The sequence below is a fragment of the Lentzea aerocolonigenes genome, assembly GCF_000974445.1.
Classification (GTDB): Bacteria; Actinomycetota; Actinomycetes; order Mycobacteriales; family Pseudonocardiaceae; genus Lentzea; species Lentzea aerocolonigenes.
Genome location: NZ_BBOJ01000004.1, coordinates 296035 through 316382, shown reverse-complemented (window position 1 = coordinate 316382; position 20348 = coordinate 296035). Strand labels below are relative to the sequence as shown.

23 protein-coding genes are annotated in these 20348 nt (G+C 69.5%); 12 read left to right on the top strand and 11 right to left on the bottom strand.

Features of this window, described 5'->3' with window-relative positions; translation table 11 throughout:
* From lipA to AOM45_RS09805, 3 genes are all read right to left on the bottom strand, one after another.
* Positions 1-1002: a lipoyl synthase gene (gene lipA, locus AOM45_RS09815; protein ID WP_030465105.1), complete on the bottom strand. Its 1002-nt coding sequence runs from the start codon at positions 1000-1002 to the stop codon at positions 1-3.
* 96 nt (positions 1003-1098) lie between these two features.
* Positions 1099-2001 carry an oxidoreductase gene (locus AOM45_RS09810; RefSeq protein WP_030465104.1) on the bottom strand — a complete coding sequence of 301 codons (903 nt, stop codon included), beginning with the start codon at positions 1999-2001 and terminating at the stop codon, positions 1099-1101.
* Positions 1998-2306: a hypothetical protein gene (locus AOM45_RS09805; protein WP_051782737.1), complete on the bottom strand. Its 309-nt coding sequence runs from the start codon at positions 2304-2306 to the stop codon at positions 1998-2000. The genes AOM45_RS09810 and AOM45_RS09805 overlap by 4 nt, the downstream gene beginning before the upstream one ends.
* Positions 2307-2395: 89 nt before the next feature.
* Between AOM45_RS09805 and AOM45_RS09800 the strand changes: the two genes are divergently transcribed.
* From AOM45_RS09800 to AOM45_RS09790, 3 genes are all read left to right on the top strand, one after another.
* Positions 2396-2986 carry a TetR/AcrR family transcriptional regulator gene (locus AOM45_RS09800; protein WP_030465102.1) on the top strand — a complete coding sequence of 197 codons (591 nt, stop codon included), beginning with the start codon at positions 2396-2398 and terminating at the stop codon, positions 2984-2986.
* 66 nt (positions 2987-3052) lie between these two features.
* Positions 3053-3733 carry an SDR family NAD(P)-dependent oxidoreductase gene (locus AOM45_RS09795; RefSeq protein WP_063756956.1) on the top strand — a complete coding sequence of 227 codons (681 nt, stop codon included), beginning with the start codon at positions 3053-3055 and terminating at the stop codon, positions 3731-3733.
* A gap of 244 nt (positions 3734-3977) precedes the next feature.
* Positions 3978-4583 (top strand): response regulator transcription factor, encoded by a 606-nt coding sequence (locus tag AOM45_RS09790; RefSeq protein WP_030465100.1) that lies wholly within the window; start codon positions 3978-3980, stop codon positions 4581-4583.
* A 249-nt stretch (positions 4584-4832) separates the two neighbouring features.
* On the opposite strand, the gene AOM45_RS09785 is transcribed toward AOM45_RS09790, so the two are convergent.
* Complete coding sequence (locus AOM45_RS09785; protein ID WP_156093546.1) at positions 4833-5897, bottom strand: sensor histidine kinase; 1065 nt, start codon at positions 5895-5897, stop codon at positions 4833-4835.
* 383 nt (positions 5898-6280) lie between these two features.
* On the opposite strand from AOM45_RS09785, the gene AOM45_RS09780 reads away from it, so the two are divergent.
* The 3 genes from AOM45_RS09780 to AOM45_RS09770 are packed head-to-tail and all read left to right on the top strand — an operon-like array spanning position 6281 to position 9103.
* Complete coding sequence (locus tag AOM45_RS09780) at positions 6281-7096, top strand: AfsR/SARP family transcriptional regulator (protein WP_030465098.1); 816 nt, start codon at positions 6281-6283, stop codon at positions 7094-7096.
* A gap of 28 nt (positions 7097-7124) precedes the next feature.
* Positions 7125-8837 (top strand): acetolactate synthase large subunit, encoded by a 1713-nt coding sequence (locus tag AOM45_RS09775; protein ID WP_030465097.1) that lies wholly within the window; start codon positions 7125-7127, stop codon positions 8835-8837.
* On the top strand, positions 8837-9103 hold the full coding sequence (locus AOM45_RS09770; RefSeq protein ID WP_051782734.1) for an acetolactate synthase small subunit: 267 nt from the start codon (positions 8837-8839) through the stop codon (positions 9101-9103). The genes AOM45_RS09775 and AOM45_RS09770 overlap by 1 nt, the downstream gene beginning before the upstream one ends.
* Before the next feature lie 103 nt (positions 9104-9206).
* Here the strand turns inward: AOM45_RS09770 and AOM45_RS09765 are convergent, their stop codons facing one another.
* Positions 9207-9695: an SRPBCC family protein gene (locus tag AOM45_RS09765; protein WP_051782733.1), complete on the bottom strand. Its 489-nt coding sequence runs from the start codon at positions 9693-9695 to the stop codon at positions 9207-9209.
* A 152-nt stretch (positions 9696-9847) separates the two neighbouring features.
* On the opposite strand from AOM45_RS09765, the gene AOM45_RS09760 reads away from it, so the two are divergent.
* The 3 genes from AOM45_RS09760 to AOM45_RS09750 are packed head-to-tail and all read left to right on the top strand — an operon-like array spanning position 9848 to position 12323.
* Positions 9848-10306, top strand: coding sequence for a nuclear transport factor 2 family protein (locus AOM45_RS09760; RefSeq protein WP_051782732.1), 459 nt, complete (start codon positions 9848-9850; stop codon positions 10304-10306).
* Positions 10303-11394, top strand: coding sequence for an acyl-CoA dehydrogenase family protein (locus AOM45_RS09755; RefSeq protein WP_035908867.1), 1092 nt, complete (start codon positions 10303-10305; stop codon positions 11392-11394). Before AOM45_RS09760 ends, AOM45_RS09755 begins: the two co-directional genes overlap by 4 nt.
* Positions 11367-12323 (top strand): Gfo/Idh/MocA family protein, encoded by a 957-nt coding sequence (locus tag AOM45_RS09750; protein ID WP_035908866.1) that lies wholly within the window; start codon positions 11367-11369, stop codon positions 12321-12323. Before AOM45_RS09755 ends, AOM45_RS09750 begins: the two co-directional genes overlap by 28 nt.
* Positions 12324-12356: 33 nt before the next feature.
* Here the strand turns inward: AOM45_RS09750 and AOM45_RS09745 are convergent, their stop codons facing one another.
* Positions 12357-13775, bottom strand: a complete 1419-nt coding sequence (locus tag AOM45_RS09745; protein ID WP_030465091.1) for an alpha/beta fold hydrolase — start codon at positions 13773-13775, stop codon at positions 12357-12359.
* A gap of 157 nt (positions 13776-13932) precedes the next feature.
* On the opposite strand from AOM45_RS09745, the gene AOM45_RS09740 reads away from it, so the two are divergent.
* From AOM45_RS09740 to AOM45_RS09730, 3 genes are read left to right on the top strand one after another with little or no spacing between them, the layout of a single operon-like run.
* Positions 13933-14256 (top strand): 2Fe-2S iron-sulfur cluster-binding protein, encoded by a 324-nt coding sequence (locus AOM45_RS09740; RefSeq protein WP_030465090.1) that lies wholly within the window; start codon positions 13933-13935, stop codon positions 14254-14256.
* Between the two features lie 13 nt (positions 14257-14269).
* A complete protein-coding gene (locus AOM45_RS09735) occupies positions 14270-15046 on the top strand; it encodes an SDR family NAD(P)-dependent oxidoreductase (RefSeq protein ID WP_030465089.1) in 777 nt (258 codons plus the stop codon).
* Complete coding sequence (locus AOM45_RS09730; RefSeq protein WP_030465088.1) at positions 15046-16212, top strand: NAD(P)/FAD-dependent oxidoreductase; 1167 nt, start codon at positions 15046-15048, stop codon at positions 16210-16212. The genes AOM45_RS09735 and AOM45_RS09730 overlap by 1 nt, the downstream gene beginning before the upstream one ends.
* Positions 16213-16227: 15 nt before the next feature.
* Here AOM45_RS09730 and AOM45_RS09725 read toward each other — a convergent pair whose 3' ends face one another.
* The 5 genes from AOM45_RS09725 to AOM45_RS09705 are packed head-to-tail and all read right to left on the bottom strand — an operon-like array spanning position 16228 to position 20282.
* Positions 16228-16791 carry a hypothetical protein gene (locus AOM45_RS09725; protein WP_030465087.1) on the bottom strand — a complete coding sequence of 188 codons (564 nt, stop codon included), beginning with the start codon at positions 16789-16791 and terminating at the stop codon, positions 16228-16230.
* Complete coding sequence (locus tag AOM45_RS09720) at positions 16788-18140, bottom strand: hypothetical protein (protein ID WP_030465086.1); 1353 nt, start codon at positions 18138-18140, stop codon at positions 16788-16790. The genes AOM45_RS09725 and AOM45_RS09720 overlap by 4 nt, the downstream gene beginning before the upstream one ends.
* Complete coding sequence (locus AOM45_RS09715; RefSeq protein WP_030465085.1) at positions 18140-18952, bottom strand: ABC transporter ATP-binding protein; 813 nt, start codon at positions 18950-18952, stop codon at positions 18140-18142. The genes AOM45_RS09720 and AOM45_RS09715 overlap by 1 nt, the downstream gene beginning before the upstream one ends.
* Positions 18952-19734, bottom strand: a complete 783-nt coding sequence (locus AOM45_RS09710; RefSeq protein ID WP_030465084.1) for a zf-HC2 domain-containing protein — start codon at positions 19732-19734, stop codon at positions 18952-18954. The genes AOM45_RS09715 and AOM45_RS09710 overlap by 1 nt, the downstream gene beginning before the upstream one ends.
* On the bottom strand, positions 19731-20282 hold the full coding sequence (locus AOM45_RS09705; protein ID WP_030465083.1) for an RNA polymerase sigma factor: 552 nt from the start codon (positions 20280-20282) through the stop codon (positions 19731-19733). Before AOM45_RS09705 ends, AOM45_RS09710 begins: the two co-directional genes overlap by 4 nt.
* Between the last annotated feature and the right edge of the window lie 66 nt (positions 20283-20348).

The following is a 20348-nucleotide window of genomic DNA, read 5'->3' as shown; positions in this document are numbered from 1 at the left end:
TCAGCGGGGCGCGAGGAGGCTCGTGATCTCCTGCGACGCCGAGACGGTGAGCAGGTGCTGGAGGTTCTCCGGCAGGTCCTCTCCGCGCTTCTGCTTCGCCTGCGCGTACAGACGTCCGGCGCGGTAGGAGGAACGGACCAGCGGACCCGCCATCACGCCGAGGAAGCCGATCTCCTCGGCCGTCTCCTTGTGCTGGACGAACTCCTCGGGCTTCACCCAGCGCTCGACCGGGTGGTGGCGCGGCGAGGGGCGCAGGTACTGAGTGATGGTGATGATGTCGCAGCCCGCGTCGTAGAGGTCGGCCAGCGCCTCGGTGACCTCCTCGGGGGTCTCGCCCATGCCGAGGATCAGGTTCGACTTCGTGACCAGGCCGAACTCGCGGGCCTTGGTGATGACCTCGAGGGACCGCTCGTAGCGGAACGCCGGGCGGATGCGCTTGAAGATCCGCGGCACGGTCTCCAGGTTGTGCGCGAGCACCTCGGGGCGTGCCTCGAAGACCTCGTTGAGCTGCTCCGGGACCGCGTTGAAGTCCGGGATCAGCAGCTCGACGCCGGTGCCGGGGTTCATCTCGTGGATCTGGCGGACGGTCTCGGCGTACAGCCACGCGCCGCCGTCTTCCAGGTCGTCACGGGCGACACCCGTGACCGTGGAGTAGCGCAGGCCCATCGCCTGGACCGACTCGGCGACCCTGCGGGGCTCGTCGCGGTCGAGGTCGGCGGGCTTGCCCGTGTCGATCTGGCAGAAGTCGCAGCGCCTGGTGCACTGCTCGCCGCCGATCAGGAACGTGGCCTCGCGGTCTTCCCAGCACTCGTAGATGTTGGGACAGCCGGCCTCTTCGCAGACCGTGTGGAGGCCCTCGCGCTTGACCAGACCCTTGAGCTCCCGGTACTCGGGGCCCATCTTCGCCCGCGTCTTGATCCACGAGGGCTTCTTCTCGATCGGCGTCTGGCTGTTGCGGACCTCGAGCCGCAGCAGCTTCCGACCCTCAGGTACCACAGTCACCACCTCACCCTACGCTGCGCCGCCGGGTGTCCGGCATCACGCACGCTTCGCCTGAGGATGAACGCCGAAACCGGGCTTCTGGTCGAGCATCCGTCGTCACGGCAGGTCGGGTGTGATCCCGGTCATCTTGATCGTGAGGTCCCACAGACGGCTCGCGGCGAGGTCGTCGCGGGCGGCGGCGGTCATCCGAGCGACGGCGGGGTGGCCGCGGTAGCCGTTGAAGCTGTCGGGGCCGTAGTACTCGCCACCGCGTGCGTCCGGTGACGTCGCCGCGTAGAGCTGCGGCAGCGCGCCCATCTCGACGGACTGCGAGAACAGGTGGCTGATCTTGCCGCCGATCCGCAGGAACAACGACTTGTGTTCGCTGGCCATGTTGTTGGTCAGTTCGGTGACCGTCACGCCGGGATGTGCCGCGATGGACGTCACGTCCGATGAGCGGCGGTCCAGCTCACGCGCGAACAGGATGTTGGCGAGCTTCGACTGGCCGTACGAGCCGCGGTAGCTGTACGAGCGACGCTCCCAGTTCGGATCGTCGAAGTCGATCCGGCCGTACTGGTGCGCGAGAGAGGCGACAGTCACGACGCGTGCGCCCGGACGTTGCCTCAGTGCGGGCAGCAGCAGCCATGTCAGGGCGGCGTGGCCCAGGTGGTTGGTGCCGAACTGGCGCTCGAAGCCGTCGACGGTCTGGCCGAGCGGGACGGCCATGATGCCCGCGTTGTTGATGAGAACGTCGAGTTGGTCGACCTTCTCTGTGACTTTGTCTGCGGCAGCGCGGACGGAGCCGAGGTCGGCGAGGTCCAGTTCGAGGACCTCGGCCGACCCGGTGACCGTCCGCCGTGCCTGCTCGCCGCGCTGGACCGAGCGACAGCCCATGATCACGTGGGCTCCTCTGGCCGCGAGCACCTGGGCGGTGCGCAGGCCGAGACCGGAGTTCGCGCCGGTCACGAGGACGGTGCGGCCGGTCTGGTCGGGGATGTCGGCTTCGGTCCAACGACTCATGGAGTTATTCCTACCGCCCGGTAACTGCCGAGCGAAAGGTGTGCGTCGAGCACGGCTCGCAACACCGGCTCCTCGGCGGCGAGCTCCGCGGTGACGCGGTCCTCGTCCACCCGGCCCTCCAGCGCGGCGGTCTCCATGCGTGCGGTCAGCTTGTTCTGCCAGCGGTGATCGAGCGCCAGCAGCAGGTCCTGCAGCGACGAGAAGACGTCCGGATCCACGATCAGCGGTGCGGACGGGTCGCGGCGGGCGTCGCGCAGGACGGCGTCGATCGCGTCACGGCGGCGGTAGTGGTCTGCCCAGCCCATGTCTCGTACCCCCGGTCTCTCGCATACCCTCGGTATGACACGACCATACCACCGGTACGTACCGTCGGTATGTGAGATACGTTTCGCCCGTGCGAACACGACGCGCCGAGTACTCGGAGTCGACCAGGCAGGCGCTGGTCGACAGCGCTGTCGACCTGTTCACCAAGCGCGGGTACGCGGGTACCTCGCTCGACGAGGTGGTGAAACGCGCCCGCGTGACGAAAGGCGCGCTCTACCACCACTTCAGCGGCAAGCAGGCGTTGTTCGAGGCGGCCTTCGCGCAGGTCGAGACCCAGTCGATCGAGTCGCTGACCGCGGTCATCAGCGGTGACGGCGACCCGTGGGAGGTTGCGGTCGCGGGCCTGCGCGCGTACGTCCGCAAGTGCCTGGACCCGGAGTACCAGCGGATCATCGTCCACGAGGCGCCCGTGGTGATGGGCTGGGAGCGCTGGCGCGAGGCGGAGGAGCACTTCAGCTTCGGGCTGCTCCGATCGGCCGTGCAGCTGCTCGTGGACGCCGGCGAGATCGAGGACCTGCCCGTGGAGGTCATGGCGCGGTTGCTGTTCGGCGCGTTGTCGTCGGGGGCGAGCACGATCGCGAGCTCGTCGGACCCGAAGCGCACCGGCCGCGACGTCGAACGCGCGATCCTGCGGGTGCTGGAGGGTTTGCGCAAGAAGTAGTCGAGTTCGGCCCTAGCGGCCGGGCGCAACGTCGATCACCACGCGGACAACGAGGTGGTCAGCATCATGATCGAACCGGTCAACACGCGCCTGGGACTCGACGGCAAGATCGCCCTTGTCACGTCGGGAACACACGGTCTCGGACTTGCCATCGCCGGCAAGCTCTGCGACAACGGCGCCCACGTCATCCTCACCACGTCCCCAGGCGATGTCGACGCCGACCGGGCGATGCTCGTGCTCGCGGGCAAACCGGGTTCGGCGTCCGTCGTGCCGTTGGACATGCACGACGAGAACGCGGTGCGGTCCCTGCTGGAGCAGGTGAAGCTGGAACGCGGCCGGCTCGACCTGTTCGTGCACCACGCCGTCTCCCCGGACCTGACGCCGTTGCTGAACGTCGTGGAACCGCTCGCGAAGGCGTTCGTCGACGGCGGCCGCGTCGTCGTCGCCGGCTACACGGTGACGCCGGTGCACGGCGTGATCCGCACGCTGGCGCTGGAGATGGCCTGGTACCGGGTGGCGGTGAACGCGGTCGTGACGACGGTGGTCGACAACGGCCCGATGAACATCGACCCGGAACTGGTGGACCGGCTCGCGATCAAGAGCCCGTCCGGCCGGGTCACGGTGCCGGAGGACGTGGCGAACGCGGTCGCGTTGCTGTGCACGGAGGAAGCCGCCTGGATCCAGGGTCAGGTGATCACCGTCGACGGGGGACTGGAACTGCTGGAGCGCTGGGGCGAGACCCGCTGAGCGGTTGTCGCGTTCACGGCTGTGATGGGTACTGAGAGCCGCTCGAGTTCCGCTCGCGCGCTGCCGGAGCAGTGGCAATGCGTTAGCGTTCAGTGACAGGGCGGCATCAGCCCATCGATATTTCGAATTGCTTTAAGGCATTCGGAGTAGTGAAAGGCATCGTCGGCTCAAATGCTTGTCCCGTGCGGTCACCGAGTGTAAAACTCGGAAAGTTGGCAGGGGGGACCCGGCAAGGGGGCCGATGATGATCAGAGTGTTACTCGCCGAGGACGTGCAAATGGTCCGCGGCGCATTGGTCGCGTTGTTGAATCTCGAACCAGACATTGAGGTCGTCGCGTCGGTGGCAACAGGTGACGAAATCGTCCCGGCTGTTGCGAGGAGTCAACCGGACGTCGCCGTCCTCGACATCGACCTGCCCGGTATGGACGGCCTTTCGGCGGCCACGGTCATCCACGACACGGCTCCCGGGACCCGCACGCTGATCCTCACGAGCCTCGGCCGCCCCGGAACCCTGCGCCGCGCCCTCAATGCTCGCGTGAACGGTTTCATCCTCAAGGACGCGCCCATCAACGAACTCGCCGACGCCATCCGCGGCGTGTCCGTCGGCCGCCGGGTCATCGACTCGCAGCTGGCGCTCTCGGCGTGGGACACCGACGAGTGCCCGCTCACGCCGCGCGAGCTGGAGGTGCTGCGGCTGGCGTCCGACGGTGCGGACGCCATGGAGATCGCGAGCACGCTGTTCCTGTCCGTCGGTACGATCCGCAACTACCTGACGGCGGTGACGGCGAAGCTCGACGCGCGCAACCGCGTGGACGCGGTGCGGATCGCCCGCAAGGCCGGCTGGTTCTGACCCCGGCTCCCGACCCTGGTTCTGCCTCGGCTTGCGCAGGGCGTTGCAACGAACGTTTGTCGTCGTCCGCAAACGTCCTGTTGCAAAGGTGCAGGTCGCGGCGTCGTTGCCCTTGCGTTGGAACGCCCGGATGCAAAAAACGTTTGCGGACATCCGCAAACGTTCTTTGCATCCGGGGTGTTTGAGCAGGTCAGCGGCGTGGTGGTGGCCAACTGATATATCGGTGGTGGCTCGGGTGGGTGGCCGGGGTCAGGCTGCGATCGGGATGGCCGCGTGGACGTGGAAGCGGTCCGTGCCGACGTGCCGGGCGATGAACACGCCACCTGCTGCCTGCACGCGTTCGGCCTGGTTGCGGACGCCGTTGCAGTCCGAGGAGCTCGGGCGGTCGGTGGCGCCGTCGTTCACGACGTCGAGCTTCACCTCGTCGCCGGTCTGGCGGACGGTGATGGCGCAGTTCTCTGCTTCGCTGTGGCGCAGAACGTTCGTGACGGCCTCTCGCAGAACTGTGGCCAGCACCGTTTCGATCTCTTCCGGCAACGGGTCGTGGTCGAGCTCGACGCGGACGTCGATGTTCGCGGCGGTCAGCATGGTCTTCGCCGAGTGCGAGGTGTCCGACAGCGACAGGCGGCGGTAGCTGCGGGCCAGTGACCGCACGTCCGTGAGGGCGTTTCCAGCGATATCCAATATATCGGCGAGGTGTTCCTGGGCCCTGTCCGGGCGTTCGGCGATGAGGCGGTGGGCCAGTTCGCTCTTCAGCTTGATCGCGCTCAGGCTGTAGCCGAGCAGGTCGTGCAGGTCGCGGGCGACGCGCAGGCGTTCCTCGGCGAGGGCCGCGCCGACCGGTTCGGGGGGTGTCGCGGGCCGGAAGACGTTGCCCAAGGCGATGCCGGAGACGGCCAGGCCTGTCGCGGTCGTCGCGATCACGGCCTCCAGCGGCGAGGCGGAGGTCTGCAGGAGGCTCGTCGCCGCGGCCACCAGGGCGAACACCGTCCAGCCCGCCGGCGGTCCGAACAGCGCCAGCGCGTTGCCGGCGACCAGGCCGGGCACCGCGGTCCAGAGCTGGCCGGTCGGGAGGAACGGCAGGAACACGAGCACCACCTGGGCGGCCAGGGCGGTGCGGCGTGCGGGGGTGTTCAGGCCGCCGAATTGGAGCGCCTGCAGTGCGAGTGTCAAGGCCAATGCGACGAGATATATGGCGGAATGAGTCGTTTCCCGGTCCCGCAGAAGCAGCCGCGTCACGTCGGCCAGACAGATGCCCGCCACAACGGCGTGGATGATCCAGCCGGGTCTCGGCGATCCAGGCGAGTCATTCACGATTCCCCCAAGAGTGGCCCGAGAGTGGTCGGGGCGTGCGACCGGCCTCTCGGCGAACCCACGGCAAATGCTAGACAGTGCGGTCCTGCTGCGGATCAACTTCTGGATCGGTACAGAACTTAGTGCCGCAGTTACCGGTTTCGACAAATTTCGCTCGAAAGGACGAGTATTTAACGTGCTGGTCACGAGCGGTGTTCGGGCCGTTACCCGGTGAAATTGTTTGGGTACGTCCGGCCCCGTGAATATCTCACACGGGGAGCGGTAGTTCGCCATCTCGTAGTCGTGCCGAGCTACGTGGCGTTCGATAGCCCGGCTCAGGTGAACTTGATGGCACAACAACCAGCAAGCCGCCGCTGAAACTGGAACTGGGGAGGGATCCCGTCATGGAGATCAAAGTTCTCGGACCGCTGGAGGCCAGGGAGAACGGCATCTCGATCACGCCGAGCGCGGTGAAGCCGCGGCAGGTCCTCTCGCTGCTCGCGTTGCAGGCGGGGCACGTCGTCACCGTGCCCACCCTGATCGAAGAGCTGTGGGGGGTCACACCGCCGAGAAGCGCGCTCACCACGTTGCAGACATACGTCCTCCAGGTCCGTCGCCGCATCGAGGCGGCGCTTCCCGAGGGCAGTGCCGGCGCGGCGAAGAACGTGCTCGTCACCCGCTACGGCGGCTACATGCTCGACGTCGCGCCGGAGACCATCGACGTGCGCAGCTACGAGCGGCTCGCCACGGCCGGTCAACGCGCGCTGGAGGTCGGTGACCTCGAGTCGGCGTCACGGCTGCTGCGGTCGGCCACCGACGTGTGGCGCGGGCCGGTGCTCGTGGACGTCCAGATCGGTGTGCGGCTGGGCATGGAGGTCACGCGGCTGCAGGAGTCGCGGCTCGGCGTCCTGGAGGCGCGGATCGAGGCGGACCTGCGGCTGGGCAAGCACCAGTCGTTGCTGAGCGAGCTGTCCGTGCTCACCGCGCAGCACCCCATGCACGAGAACCTCTGCGCGCAGTACATGCTCGCGCTCTACCGCGCTGGCCGTCAGTGGCGTGCTCTGGAGGCGTACCAGTCGTTGCGCGACACCCTGATCGAGGAGCTCGGCCTGGAGCCGTCGGAACGCCTGCGCCAGCTGCAGTGCGCGATCCTCAGCTCCGACCCGTCGCTGAACGGCCCGACGTCCGCACGTCAGCTGGAGCGGCAGCTCGCCGGTTGATCCGCGGCCGATCGGGGAGACCAGAAAAGTGGATACCGTCACCGGTGCGAGCTCGCTGGTCCGCGCGCTCGAGGACGCCGGTTGTGAAGTGATCTTCGGCATTCCCGGCGGGGCCATCCTTCCCGCGTACGACCCGCTGCTGGACTCGGTGAAGATCCGGCACGTGCTCGTGCGGCACGAGCAGGGCGCCGGGCACGCCGCATCGGGGTACGCGCAGGCGACGGGCAGGGTCGGTGTGTGCGTGGCGACGTCGGGCCCCGGCGCGACGAACCTCGTCACGCCGCTCGCCGACGCCTACATGGACTCCGTGCCGATCGTGGCGATCACCGGCCAGGTCAACCGGTCGATGATCGGCACGGACGCCTTCCAGGAAGCCGACATCCGCTCCATCTCCCTGCCGATCACCAAGCACGCGTTCCAGGTGACGGACCCCGCGGACATCCCGGCGGTGATCGCCGAGGCGTTCGCACTCGCCGCCGGTGGCAGGCCGGGCCCGGTGCTGGTCGACATCCCCAAGGACGTGCTGGCCGCCACCACCACGTACACGCCGGCAGCGCCGGTCGCGATCTCGCGGATCACGCCCGCCGCCAACGAGATCCGGCGCGCGGCCGGGCTGATCGCCTCCTCCCGCCGGCCGGTGTTCTACATCGGCGGGGGAGTGGTCCGGGCCGGCGCCGCCGCGGAACTGCGGACGCTGGCCGAACGCACCGGCATCCCGGTGGTCACGACGTTGATGGCCCGCGGCGCGTTCCCCGACTCGCACCGCCAGCACCTCGGCATGCCGGGAATGCACGGCACGGTGCCCGCCGTGGCCGCGCTGCAGCAGTCCGACCTGCTGATCGCACTGGGCACGCGCTTCGACGACCGCGTTACGGGCGTGCTGGACCTGTTCGCCCCCAACGCCGCCGTGATCCACGCCGACATCGACCCCGCCGAGATCTCCAAGAACCGCAAGGCGGACGTGCCGATCGTCGGAGACTGCAAGGACGTGCTGGTCTCGCTGAACGCGGCCGTGCGCCGGGCCCCGGTGCTCACGTCGTGGTGGGCCTACCTCGACGGCCTGCGCGACCGGTTCCCGCTCGGCTACGACTGGCCCGCCGACGGCAAGCTCGCGCCGCAGCACGTGATCGAACGCATCGGCACGCTCGTCGGACCCGAGGCGATCTACACCGCGGGCGTCGGGCAGCACCAGATGTGGGCGGCGCAGTTCGTCGGTTACGAGCGGCCGGGTTCGTTCATCAACTCCGGCGGACTCGGCACCATGGGCTTCGCGGTGCCGGCCGCGATGGGCGCGCAGTGCGGCGTGCCGGACCGCGCGGTGTGGGCGATCGACGGTGACGGCTGCTTCCAGATGACCAACCAGGAGCTCGTCACGTGCGCGCTGGACGGCATCCCGATCAAGGTCGCCATCATCAACAACGGCAACCTCGGCATGGTCCGCCAGTGGCAGAACCTCTTCTACCGCGGCCGGTACTCCAACACGGGTCTGTCCACCCACGACCGCGTCCCCGACTTCGTCGCACTCGCCGAGGCACTGGGGTGTGCCGGGCTGCGGTGCACCGAGAAGTCCGAAGTGGACGATGTGATCATGCGCGCGATGGAGGTGCGCGACCGGCCGGTGGTGATCGACTTCGTGGTCGGTGAGGACGCCCAGGTGTGGCCGATGGTCGCCGCGGGAACCGGCAACGACGAGATCATGACCGTGCGGGGCATCAAGCCCCTGTTCGACGAGGACCTGTGATGAACAGACATGAGTTGTCGTTGGTGCTGCGCAACGCTCCTGGGGCACTGGCCAGGGTCGTGGTGCTGTTCTCCAGTCGCGGCGTCGACGTGGAGTCGCTCAGCCTCGATCCCACCGAGCGCGGCGACGTCTCCCGGATGGACGTGGTGGTGTGGCTGCCGGCCGGACGCAATCCCGATCAGCTGGTGAAGCAGCTCTCCCGGTTGGTCGACGTGAAGAGCGTCGTGGCGGTGGCCGATCCGGCACGGAATCAGATCGGCGCCTGAGGAAGAGGCCCGCCCCAAGCCTCCGGGGCGGGCCTCTTCGTCCTTCCCCGCAACGAGAAGAGCCCGCTCTCCACCGAGAGCGGGCTCTTCTCGCGCGGGCGGGTCACACCTTCGCGGGTGCGTGCTTCTCAACCGCCGTCGCGTACTTGGCGAGCGTGTCGCCGGGGCTGGGACCGTTCAGGGCGCCGAAGATCTGACCGGCCAGCGGCGAGCCGTGACGGTCGAGGTCGGCGTGCGTCAGCGTCACGCGCGTGGTGGCCGGGCCGAGGGCCTCGAAGTCCACCTTGATGAACGACGCCCTGGAGTCCTCGTAGATCGGCTGCCAGCCGGGTCCGACGCGCCAGGTCATGACCAGGCGCTTCGGCGGGTCCCACTCGGTGATGGTGCCCCAGGCGATCTCCTGGCCGTCGGCACCGGTCTCGTAGTAGCGGCCGCCCACGACGGGCTCGATGGTGATGGCCTGACGGTCCTGCACGAAGACGTGCTTCTCCGGCCACCAGTCGAGCGGGTGCTCCGCGAAGATCGCGAACGCCTGCTCGATCGAGCACTCGACCGTGACGGACTTGGCGACATCGGGAGTTGCCTCCGACATGAGCCCTCCAGGTGTGATGGACAAATCGGACTCAGCTTCCGTGAAACCGCTGCACGGCAACTAGAAGCGCCCTCGAACGAGGCTTCCTCCACCGGACTTCCAGCACCGTTGTGGATCGTCGATGGCACAGATCACAGGAGGAGGGAGTCGTAGTGTCCCCAGTCAGCGTGACCACCTACATCGAGGTGAAGACCTTCTACGCGCTGCAGATGCGGCTGCTCGATGCACTCGACATCGAGGGGTACGCGGCTACCTTCACCGAGGACGGCGTCACCGACCACGCCCACCGCGGCGAGAAGGTCGTCGGCAGGGCGCAGCTCATCGCGGGCGCCAACGCCGCTCTGCCGCGCTACGCCAACGGAGCGGTGCGGCACTGGAACGACCACTACGTCATCGAAGAGGTCGACGAGAACACGATCAACGTCTCGTACTGCTCGCTGGTCACCCGCACCGACAAGGCCGGCAACGTCACGTTCGAGCCCACGTTCTTCATCGAGGACGTGCTCGTGCGCGTGAACGGCGAGCTGCAGGCCAAGTCGCGCACGATCCACCGCGACGAGCCTTCGCCCGTCGCCATCGCCGCCGCGGCGGCAAGGGAAGGAGCCGCATGAGCGACACCGGTCTCGTCCCGGTCGCGGAGAAGGTGAGCGCGCTCGTCGCCGAGCACGCCGAGGAGGCCGACCGGACGCGCAGGCTCGCGCCGGAGGTCGTGGCGGCCGTGCGGGAGGCCGGGTTCGCGCGGCACTTCGTCGCGAAGTCCTACGGCGGCAGCGAAGGCGGGTTCACCGAGTTCACCCAGGCCGTCATCGCGGTCGGTGAGGGTTGTGCCTCCACGGCCTGGTGCGCCTCGCTGTCCGCGCTGTCCGCCCGTTACGCCACGCACCTGCCGCGGCTCGGTCACGAGGAGCTGTGGGGTGGCAGCCCCGACACGTTCATCGTGACCGCGCAGCCCCCGATGGGGAAGGCGACGGTCACGCAGGGCGGTCACCGGCTGAGCGGCCGGTGGTCGTACGTCAGCGGCGTGGACTTCGCCGACTGGGCGCTGGTCTGCGGCGTGGTCGCGACCGGAGGTGAACCCGAGGCGCGGTTCTTCGCCCTGCCGCGCAAGGACTTCACGGTCGTCGAGGCCTGGGACAACGCGGGCATGCGCGCCACCAGCAGTCACACGGTGATCGTCGACGACGTGTTCGTGCCGGAGCACCTGTCGTACCTGCGCGCGGACTTCGTGTCCGGCCAGAACGGCACGAGCGACCTGCCCGCGCACAACGTGCCGTTCCAGGCAGTCGGCGGTCTCACGTTCGCCGCCCCCGCGGTCGGGGCCGCGTACGGCGCGTTCCACGCCGCCACCAACGCCCTGCGCGGCAAGAAGGTCAACGTCTCCCAGGGCGTCGACCTGTGCAAGGCCTCCGCGCAGATCGACGCCGCGCGGTTCCTGGTGGAGCAGAACGCACAGGTGCTCGACGAACGCACGTTCACGCCGAGGCTGATGGCGCGCTGCGAACGCAACGCCACCTTCACCGCGGACAGCGTCGTCGAGGCGGTGGGAGCCCTCGTCCGGGCGGCCGGCACGAGCGGGCTCAGCGAGAGCTCGCCGTTGCAGCGGTTCTGGCGGGACGTCGTCAGCGCGTCGAGTCACGTCGCGCTGCGCTACGAGACAGCGGCGGTGCGGACATGGCCAGCGGCGTTGATCGGCGAGTGAGGCTGGGCGTCGTCGGGTGCGCCGACATCGCCCGCCGCAGGATGCTGCCCGCGTTCGCGGGTCTGTCCGATGTGGACATCGTCGCGGTCGCGAGCCGCGACGGTGAGAAGGCGGGCAAGGTCGCGGCAGACTACGGCTGCGAGGCCGTCACCGGGTACGAGAAGCTGCTCGGCATGGACCTCGACGCCGTGTACGTGCCGCTGCCGGCGGCGCACCACGCGGTGTGGATCGAACGGGCGTTGCGCGCCGGAAAGCACGTGCTGGCCGAGAAACCGGTCACGCCGTCGCTGGAGGAGACCGCGGATCTCGTGGCCCAGGCCAGGGAACGCGGGCTCGTCCTGCGGGAGAACTTCCTGTTCCCGTTCCACTCCCAGCACCACGAGGTGCGCAGGCTCGTCCTCGCGGGCGCGGTCGGCGAGGTGCGGGCGTTCGAGGCGGCGTTCACGATCCCGCCGCGGCCGTCGGGGGACATCCGGTACCGCAAGGACCTCGCCGGCGGGGCGCTGCTCGACGTCGGCGTCTACCCGCTCAAGGCCGCGATGCTGATGCTCGGCCCCGGACTGCAGGTGCTCGGCGCGAACCTGAAGGTCGACGCCACCTACGGCGTGGACGTCTCGGGATCGGTGCTGCTGAGGGCTCCCGGCGGTGTCACGGCCCAGCTCACGTTCGGCATGGAGCACACCTACCGGGCGAACTACTCGGTGTGGGGCAGTGAAAGCCACATCACCGTCGACCGCGCCTACGCCCCGCCCGCGGACCTCGCGCCGATCGTGCGGCTCGGCGGCGAACAGCTCCGCCTCGAACCAGACGACCAGTACACCAACGCGGCCCGCAGCTTCGTGTCCGCGGTGAGGACCGGCGGTCCCACGTCGTGCGAGTCGATAGAACTGGCTCAGCTCGTGGACGCGGTCCTGCAAGCCACCAGATGAACGAAGGGGCCCGCGAGGGCCCCTTCTTCGTTTTCAGGCATCAGGCGCGATGTCCGGCCGCGGCGTCGAACCCGGCACGCCGACGCGCTTCTCCGGGAGCACACCGTCGACGAGGTAGGCGTTGACGATGCAGTCGAGCACGGCGTTGCCCGCGAACGCGTACACCTCGTGGTCACCGGAGTCCTCGACGACGACCAGGTGGTGGCCCAGGCGTTCGGCCATCGCCACACCGCCCTCGTAGCGGTCGAACGGGTCGCCGTCCGCCTGCACGACGAGCCCGACCGGGTACCCGACGCGCTTGACGTGCGTGGGCTCCTCCAGCGACTCGAACGTGCGGAACGCGCCGACCCACGGCTGGGCGCGCAGCACGCCGAAGCCGTACGGGTGGTGCTCGCGGTGGTAGCGCATGTCCGAGTAGTAGACGTCCAGGTCGGCCGGCCACTCGGTCTCCATCGTGATCGCCTCCAGCACACCGATCCGGAGCTCACCGGTCGTGTCCTGCGGGCGCCAGGTGCCCTCTCCCGCGATCAGCTTCTGGGCGGTGGCGACGTCCTCGACCTTGCGCAGGTCGCTGACGAGGTGGCCCAGCGAGTCCCACTGCCCGCGGTCGGTGGCCCGCGTGCCCACCGCGCCGTCGAACAACGTGCGCAGGTGCACGGCACCCAGTTCCTCCAGCGTGGAGACGACTTCCTCGACGGTCTCCAGCACCGCGGCGGCGGACGTGCCGAGTCCGAAGTGGACGTTGCGCTCGGCGGTCCACTGCGCCCACTTCTGCACGTTGCGGTACACGGCCTCGGCCTGCGTGACGAACTGTTCGCGCCAAGTCCAGTCCGGGTTCACGCACGAGTCGAGCACGCTGCGGTCCAGGCGCGCGGGGAACATCGACCCGTAGACGGCGCCGACCAGCGTGCCGTAGGCGTACCCGACGAAACTGATCTTGTCTTCGCCGAGCACGCCGCGGATGACGTCCATGTCCCGCGCGGTGTTGCGGGTCGTGATGTGGGGGCGCAGGTCGCCGCCGGCGCGTGCGCACGCCAGCTCGCGTTCGCGCATGTCGGCGGACAGCTGCTCGAACAACGAGTCCGGCGGCCGGGAGTCGAACGGCGCCACGGGCACCACGACCTCGCTGTAGAGCCGGGTGGACTCGCCGGTGCCGCGCGGGTCGAACCCGATCAGGTCGTAGGCCTCGCGCACCTCGGCGGGGAACTCCAGCGGCAGCTTGAGGCCCTCGCCGTTGTCACCGCCGGGGCCGCCGTTGACCGAGAGCAGAACACCCCGGCGCTTCGCGGGATTCGTCGCGGGCAGACGGGAAAGAGCGATCGTGAGCCGCGCGCCGCCGGGGTCGCTGTAGTCGCGCGGCACCGAGATGGTGGCGCGTTGCAGGCCGTCTTCCGCCGACGGCGCGGACCATTGCGGTCGCTGTTCGTAGAACTCGTGCAGTGCGTCGGGCACGGTGAGACCTCCGCGTCGGTTGCGTCGGGTTGTGAGGGTCGCAAAAGGCCCTAGAGGAGGTCTCGAACGCGTTCGAGGGGAGTTCCAGGCGATCCCCAGGCGTCACCGGCACCTTCGAGGACGTCCGGCGAGCCTATTTCCGTGGGGAGACACCGCGATGGCCAAGATCACCTATGTCCACCCGGACGGGACGTCGTCGGTCGTCGACGTCGAGCCGGGCAACTCGATCATGCGCGGTGCCAAGCTCGCCGGCGTCGAGGGCATCCTCGCCCAGTGCGGCGGCGGCGCGACGTGCGGGACGTGCCACATCTACGTGGACAGGGACAACACCACACCGTTGCCCGCCATGCACGACCTGGAGGACGGGCTGCTGTGCGTCACCGCGAGCCCCCGTCAGGACAACAGCAGGCTGAGCTGTCAGATCCCGGTCACCGAGGAGCTGGACGGGCTCGTCGTGCACCTTCCCGAGAAGCAACTCTGAGGAGCGTTGAACCATGACTCGACGGGTCGCCTTCGTCACGGGCGCAACCAGCGGAATCGGCCTCTCCGTCGCGGAGTCGCTCGGCGCGGCGGGCCACGCGGTGTTCGTGGTCGCGCGGGACGCGGAGAACGTCGCCTCCACGGTCAAGCAGCTCCGCGAGGAGGGGTACGAGGCCGACGGCACGACCTGTGACGTCAAGTCCACAGAGGACATCCGCAAGGCCGTCATGAAGGCGGTGGAAGTCTTCGGCCGCATCGAGATCCTCGTCAACAACGCCGGTCGCGGCGGTGGCGGCGAGATCGCCACGCTGGACGAGGACATCTGGACCGACGTCATCGACACCAACCTGCACAGCGTCTTCCGCGTCACCAAGGAAGTCCTGTCCACCGGGCAGATGAACCAGGGCGACTGGGGCCGCGTCATCAACATCGCGTCCACCGGCGGCAAGCAGGGCGTCATCTACGCCTCCCCGTACAGCGCCTCGAAGCACGGCGTCGTCGGCTTCACCAAGGCCGTCGGGCTGGAGCTCGCGAAGACCGGCATCACGGTCAACGCCGTCTGCCCCGGCTACGTCGAGACGCCGATGGCCGGCAAGGTGCGCCAGGGGTACGCCAACCACTGGGGCATCACCGAGGACGACGTCCTGGAGAGGTTCAACGCGAAGATCCCGCTCGGCCGCTACTCCACCCCGGAGGAGGTCGCCGGCCTGGTCACCTACCTGACCACGGAGACCGCGAACTCCATCACCGCGCAGGCGCTCAACGTCTGCGGTGGCCTGGGGAACTACTGATGACGGACTCGCCCGTCGTCATCGTGGGTGCGGGCCAGGCGGGCTGCCAAGCCGCGGTGTCCCTGCGAGAACTGGGACACCGCGGCACCATCACGCTGGTCGGCGACGAGGGTGTCCTGCCCTACCAGCGGCCGCCGCTCACGAAGGCCTACCTGCAAGGGGACATCGGGGTCGCCGACCTGGTGTTCCGGCCGGAGACCTACTACGCCCAGCACGACATCTCCCTCGTGCTCGACGACCCGGCGGTCTCCGTGGACCGCGCCGCGCGGCAGGTCGTGCTGCGGTCCGGCCGTGTCCTCGACTACGAGAACCTCGTGCTGGCAACGGGTTCACGGCCGCGGCCGATCCCCGGCGCGCACACGATCCGCACGATCGGGGACGCCGACTTCGCCCGTCCCCGAGGCCGTGTGGTCGCGATCGGCGCGGGGTTCATCGGGCTCGAACACGCCGCCGTGGCAAGTGAAGCCGAGTGCGACGTGACCGTGGTCGAGGCGCAAACCCGTGCGTTGTCACGGGTTCTGTCCGAGCACACGGCAGAGCACGTCGTCCAGGTGCACCGCAGGCGAGGGGTGAAGTTCCTCTTCAACGCCACCGTGTCCGAGGTGCGGCCCGGTGAGGTCGTGCTCGCCGACGGCACCGTGCTGCCCGCCGATCTCGTGGTCGCGGGCATCGGTGTGGTGCCGAACGTCGAACTGGCGCAGGAGGCCGGGCTCACGGTCGACGACGGGATCGTGGTCGACGCGCGGTTGCGCACGTCCGACCCGGCGATCTTCGCGATCGGCGACTGCGCCCGCTTTCCCCACGGCACGCGGCAGATCCGGCTGGAGTCCGTGCAGAACGCCGTGGACCAGGCGAGCTGCGTCGCGGCGGTGATCCGGGGTTCGGCCGAGCCCTACGCCCAGGTGCCGTGGTTCTGGAGCGACCAGTACGCCATGAAGGTGCAGATCGCCGGCCTCACCGACGGCCACGACAACGTGGTGGTGACAGGGGATCCGACGACCGGCGCGTTCTCGGTGTTCTGCTTCCGAGGAGACGAGCTGCTCGGCGTCGAGTCCGTCAACAAGCCCGTCGACCACGTCCTGGCGCGGCGGCTGCTCGCGGCGAACTGCCCGATCCGGCCGGAGATGGTCGCCGTTCCCGGCTTCGACCTGCGCACCGCGGCCTGACGAGCGGCGGGCGGTTCAGCGCCGCCCGCCGCGCACCACGTAAGCGGTGACTCCGCTCAGGAACAGCACACCCGCCGTCCACATCGCCACCGCGTCGTCAGGAGAACGCACCGGCCACGTGATCATCCGGCCGGGCACCGACTCGGTGGGCGGCATGATCGCGCTCACGGCCCACCACAGCACCGGTGCCGCGGCGGCGAACCTCGCCCCGATCACCGTCGCGGCCAGCCCGGCCAGCCCGACCATGCCCGCCGTGTCGCGCACGACGAACTCGAAGCCGAACGTCTCGGGTCCGAGTTCCTGCGCCAGCAACACCGGGATCGCCGCCAGCACGCCCGCGAGCACCAGGTGCCAGAACCGCCACACCGGCCACGGCACCGCGGTGGACCTGTCCAGTTCGGGATCCTGTCCGGCGAGACCGACCGTGATCACCAGCACCGCCGCCAGCGAGGTCAGCGACGCGCTCAACGGCGTCCACGGCGAGTGCATCGCGGACCACGCGAGGAACACCACCACCGGCAGTGCCGCGAGGGCAGCGGGCACACTGCGAGAGCGCGCGTACAAAGCGACCGGCCTCATGGCGCCACCAGCACGTCGCGGATCCGCTCGGGATCCTGGCACGTCAGCAGCATCTCCCGCGCCTTCGCCACCCGGCCCAGCTGCTCGGACGGCGACTTGCTCCGGAACGCCCGCCAGTCCTCCTCGATGGCGGCGCGCATGGACGAGCTGCCCCAGACGTACGGGTCCGAGGCCAGCGCGGTCAGTTGCCCGGTGAAGTAGGCGGCGGTCAGATAGCGCACCGCGGACTCCCGGCTGTCGGTGCTGTTCGGTTCGGTGCAGGAAGGAACGCCCGCTCCGGCGAGCAACTCGCGACGCATCTGCTCCGCGGGCATCCCCAGCACCGAGGCATGCCCCTGCGAGCTCAGGTAGACGACATCGCCACTGCGCCGCGGCACCGCGTAGTGCGCCATCGCCGACGTGTCCTCCCGGACCTCGGTGGGCGCGCCGGGCAGCACCGACAGCTTCGCCAGCACGTCCCGGCCCACCTCGGCCGCCGTGGGCAGACCGGCCTCGTGCACCTGGCTCACGCACACCTGACCGTCGCAGACCAGCCGGCCCCCGATCGAGTCGGTCACCAGCACGTCGGACAACCTGGACGGCAGGATCGAGACGGCGAGCGCCAGCGCGAGCCCGGCGGGAACCAGCGCCACCAAACCTCCGCGCCACGATCGCGCCACCAGCAACAGCAACGCCGTGACGCCGAGTCCGGCGAACCACACGATCTGGCCGACGTCCACCGAGGTGGAGGTCGTCACCAGGTCCGAGTTCGGCGGGGCGAAAACGGGAACCAGCAGTGCCAGCGGGGGGATCACGCCGTCGGGAGACCGCACGTCCTGCGCCTGGACGGCCATCGTGGCCACCGTGAACGTCGCCACCAACGCCACCGGCACCGCCAGCGGGTGCGGCAGCAGCCGTCCCACCGCGAGGCCGAGGACGACGCTGGCCGCCAGCGCGAGCACCACGGTCAGCATGAGCGGGACGAACCCGGCCGACACGAAGCCGCCGCCGGCCACGACTTTCCCGACGACGCCCACGCACAGCAGCGCGGTGGCCGCCGCGACCACACCCGCCACCGCGGACGCGAGCGTGCCCAGCCGGACCCAGCCGGGACGAGAGGTGGTGGCGAACAGCTCCTCCACCCGTGCCCGGCTGTCCCGCATGCCCTGCAGGACGGCCAGACCGACCACGAGCGCCCACACGTATCCCAGCGGTTCACGCAGCGCCAGCACCGCCGACGTCGAGTTGCCCGGCCATTTCGCGTACGAAGTCGTGAGCAGCAGCAGCATCGTCGTGGCGGACACGACCAGGAGCAGCCCGGCCCAGAGCGCGGACGACCGCCGCAGCTCGATGCGCAACCCGGTCCTCATCACCAGCCACCACCCTGGCCCGGCGCCGCATTGATCAACGCGGAGTAACCGCGTTCGATCGGGCTGTCGCCCACGTGGTCCTCCGTCCCGGCGGCGACGAGATCGGCGGGAGTTCCCTGGAACACCAGCGATCCCTCCGCCACGAGCACCACGTCGCTGCACGCCGCCGCCACGTCCTCGACCAGGTGCGTCGAGATCAGCACGCACGACTGCTGTCCCAGCTCGACCACGAGCTCGCGGAAACGCAGCCGCTGCGCCGGATCCAGGCCCACCGTCGGTTCGTCCAGCAGCAGGACCTCGGGGTCGTTGACGATCGCCTGCGCGATGCCCACGCGGCGCACCATGCCGCCGGACAACGTCTTGAGCCGGTCGTCGGCGCGGTCGGCCAGCCCGACCTTCTCCAGCGCGCGTTGCACCGCGCCCGGAATCGTCTCCGGCGGCATCTCCTTGAGCCACGCCAGGTACTCGACGAACTCCCGCACCGTGAACCGCTTGTAGTAACCGAAGTGCTGCGGCAGGTAGCCCAGTTTCCGCCGCAGCTTCCGCAGTCCGGCGGAGCCACCGAGCGGGGTGCCGAGCAGCGACAGCGACCCCGCGCTGGGCTTCTGCACCGTCGCCAGCGTCCTGATCAGCGTCGTCTTCCCCGCGCCGTTCGGGCCGAGCAGTCCGTGCACGCCCCTGCCCAGGCGCAGGGTCAGCTCGTTCACCGCGTTGCGGCCACGCCTGCCTCCCACCCGCACCACCAGGCCGTCGGCCTGGATCTCCCAGGGATGGGAGGTCGGTGCGACCTCCTCGGCTCCCACTGCACGCATCACGAACTCCTCGACTGGGTGCGGAAACGGACGGCGATCACGATCAGTGCTGCCGCGAGGACGGCCGCCCACACCGGTGCGGCGGCGACGTCGAGTGCGACGGACGTGCGGCTGAGCGCGATCGTCGGCAGAACGATCCCGGCGGCCCACCCCGCGATGAGCGTGAGGGCGGCACGGGTGATGCCGATCAGGCCACCGAGCGCGAGCGTGCACGTGGTGAACGCGAGGCACGGCAGCATCCACCGGGTGAGCGAGGCTCCGGTCACCAGGCTCGCCACCAGCAGACCGGGCACGACCACGGCGAGCACCGCCACGGTCCGGCGGAACACCAGAGGCAGCCCCGCGCGCGGGGTGGCCGAGGTGAGTTCGTAGGCCGGGTCCATGGCCCGGCCCCAGGACGCGGCGACCCCGAGCACCGGCAGCACCGGCGCCACCAGCAGCACCAGCGAGATCTGCCCGCGCGCCACCGAGCCGGCCTGGTCCAGCGCCACAGCAACGGCGGTGACCAGGAGGATCATCGCGAGCCACGGCCCGGCCACGGGGGACACCCAGTGGCTGACGTGCCGCAACCACGACCGGGCCCGCGGCATCTGCGGGGTCCGGTCCAGCACCGGTGCGAGATCGGCCCACACCTGCTCGGCGATCGGGTCGGGGTCGAGGCGGCCGCGGCACGGAGCACAGCCCTCGAGGTGCGCCTCGACCGCCCACAGCCGGTCGGCGGGGATGTCGTCACCTCGCGCGTACTGGCGCAACAGCTGCTCGCCGGGGTGGTGCGCGGTCATGACAGGGCCTCCCGCATCGCGATTCGCGCCCGTCTCGCACGGGTCTTGACGGTGCCCTCCGGCACTCCGAGCAGCACCGAGGTCTCCCGCACCGACAGCCCGTCGAGCACCATCGCCCGCAGCACCTGGCGCAGTTCGGGGGCGAGCGTCCGCAACGCGTCGCCGATCTCGTCCCCGAGCACGGCGTCGAGCGCCTCGTCCTCGGCGGCGCGGACGCTGAGCTCGGGGGCCGCGGTGGCGGGCGGCTGGGCGTGGTGCGCACGCCGGCGGAACGCGTCGACCAGCCGGCGGGCGGCGATGGACCACAGCCAGCCGACCGCGCTGCCGCCCACGGCGGTGCCGGCGAACGCGTCGGCGGCGCGCCACACCGCGAGGTAGGTCTCCTGGAGCACCTCGGCGACGATCTGCTCGTCCGAACACCGCCTGCGCAGCCTCACCGTCAGCCACGGCGAGGTGCGGCGGTAGAGCTCTTCGAACGCACTGCGGTCACCCCGTGCGACACGGCGCACGAGCTGCTCCTCGTCCAGGCCGGCCGGCTCACCCCGGATTGCTCTCACACCCAGCAAGACGTGGAGATCCGCGATCGGGTTCTCGTCTTGCTGTGGTGTGGATCA

Bases quoted from the DNA above. Each gene is read 5' to 3' on its own strand.
- AOM45_RS09810 (WP_030465104.1), bottom strand. From the start codon at position 2,001: ATGAGTCGTTGGACCGAAGCCGACATCCCCGACCAGACCGGCCGCACC.
- AOM45_RS09805 (WP_051782737.1), bottom strand. From the start codon at position 2,306: ATGGGCTGGGCAGACCACTACCGCCGCCGTGACGCGATCGACGCCGTC.
- AOM45_RS09795 (WP_063756956.1), top strand. From the start codon at position 3,053: ATGATCGAACCGGTCAACACGCGCCTGGGACTCGACGGCAAGATCGCC.
- AOM45_RS09790 (WP_030465100.1), top strand. From the start codon at position 3,978: ATGATCAGAGTGTTACTCGCCGAGGACGTGCAAATGGTCCGCGGCGCA.
- AOM45_RS09780 (WP_030465098.1), top strand. From the start codon at position 6,281: ATGGAGATCAAAGTTCTCGGACCGCTGGAGGCCAGGGAGAACGGCATC.
- AOM45_RS09770 (WP_051782734.1), top strand. From the start codon at position 8,837: ATGAACAGACATGAGTTGTCGTTGGTGCTGCGCAACGCTCCTGGGGCA.
- AOM45_RS09765 (WP_051782733.1), bottom strand. From the start codon at position 9,695: ATGTCGGAGGCAACTCCCGATGTCGCCAAGTCCGTCACGGTCGAGTGC.
- AOM45_RS09755 (WP_035908867.1), top strand. From the start codon at position 10,303: ATGAGCGACACCGGTCTCGTCCCGGTCGCGGAGAAGGTGAGCGCGCTC.
- AOM45_RS09750 (WP_035908866.1), top strand. From the start codon at position 11,367: ATGGCCAGCGGCGTTGATCGGCGAGTGAGGCTGGGCGTCGTCGGGTGC.
- AOM45_RS09740 (WP_030465090.1), top strand. From the start codon at position 13,933: ATGGCCAAGATCACCTATGTCCACCCGGACGGGACGTCGTCGGTCGTC.
- AOM45_RS09735 (WP_030465089.1), top strand. From the start codon at position 14,270: ATGACTCGACGGGTCGCCTTCGTCACGGGCGCAACCAGCGGAATCGGC.
- AOM45_RS09730 (WP_030465088.1), top strand. From the start codon at position 15,046: ATGACGGACTCGCCCGTCGTCATCGTGGGTGCGGGCCAGGCGGGCTGC.
- AOM45_RS09725 (WP_030465087.1), bottom strand. From the start codon at position 16,791: ATGAGGCCGGTCGCTTTGTACGCGCGCTCTCGCAGTGTGCCCGCTGCC.
- AOM45_RS09720 (WP_030465086.1), bottom strand. From the start codon at position 18,140: ATGAGGACCGGGTTGCGCATCGAGCTGCGGCGGTCGTCCGCGCTCTGG.
- AOM45_RS09715 (WP_030465085.1), bottom strand. From the start codon at position 18,952: ATGCGTGCAGTGGGAGCCGAGGAGGTCGCACCGACCTCCCATCCCTGG.
- AOM45_RS09710 (WP_030465084.1), bottom strand. From the start codon at position 19,734: ATGACCGCGCACCACCCCGGCGAGCAGCTGTTGCGCCAGTACGCGCGA.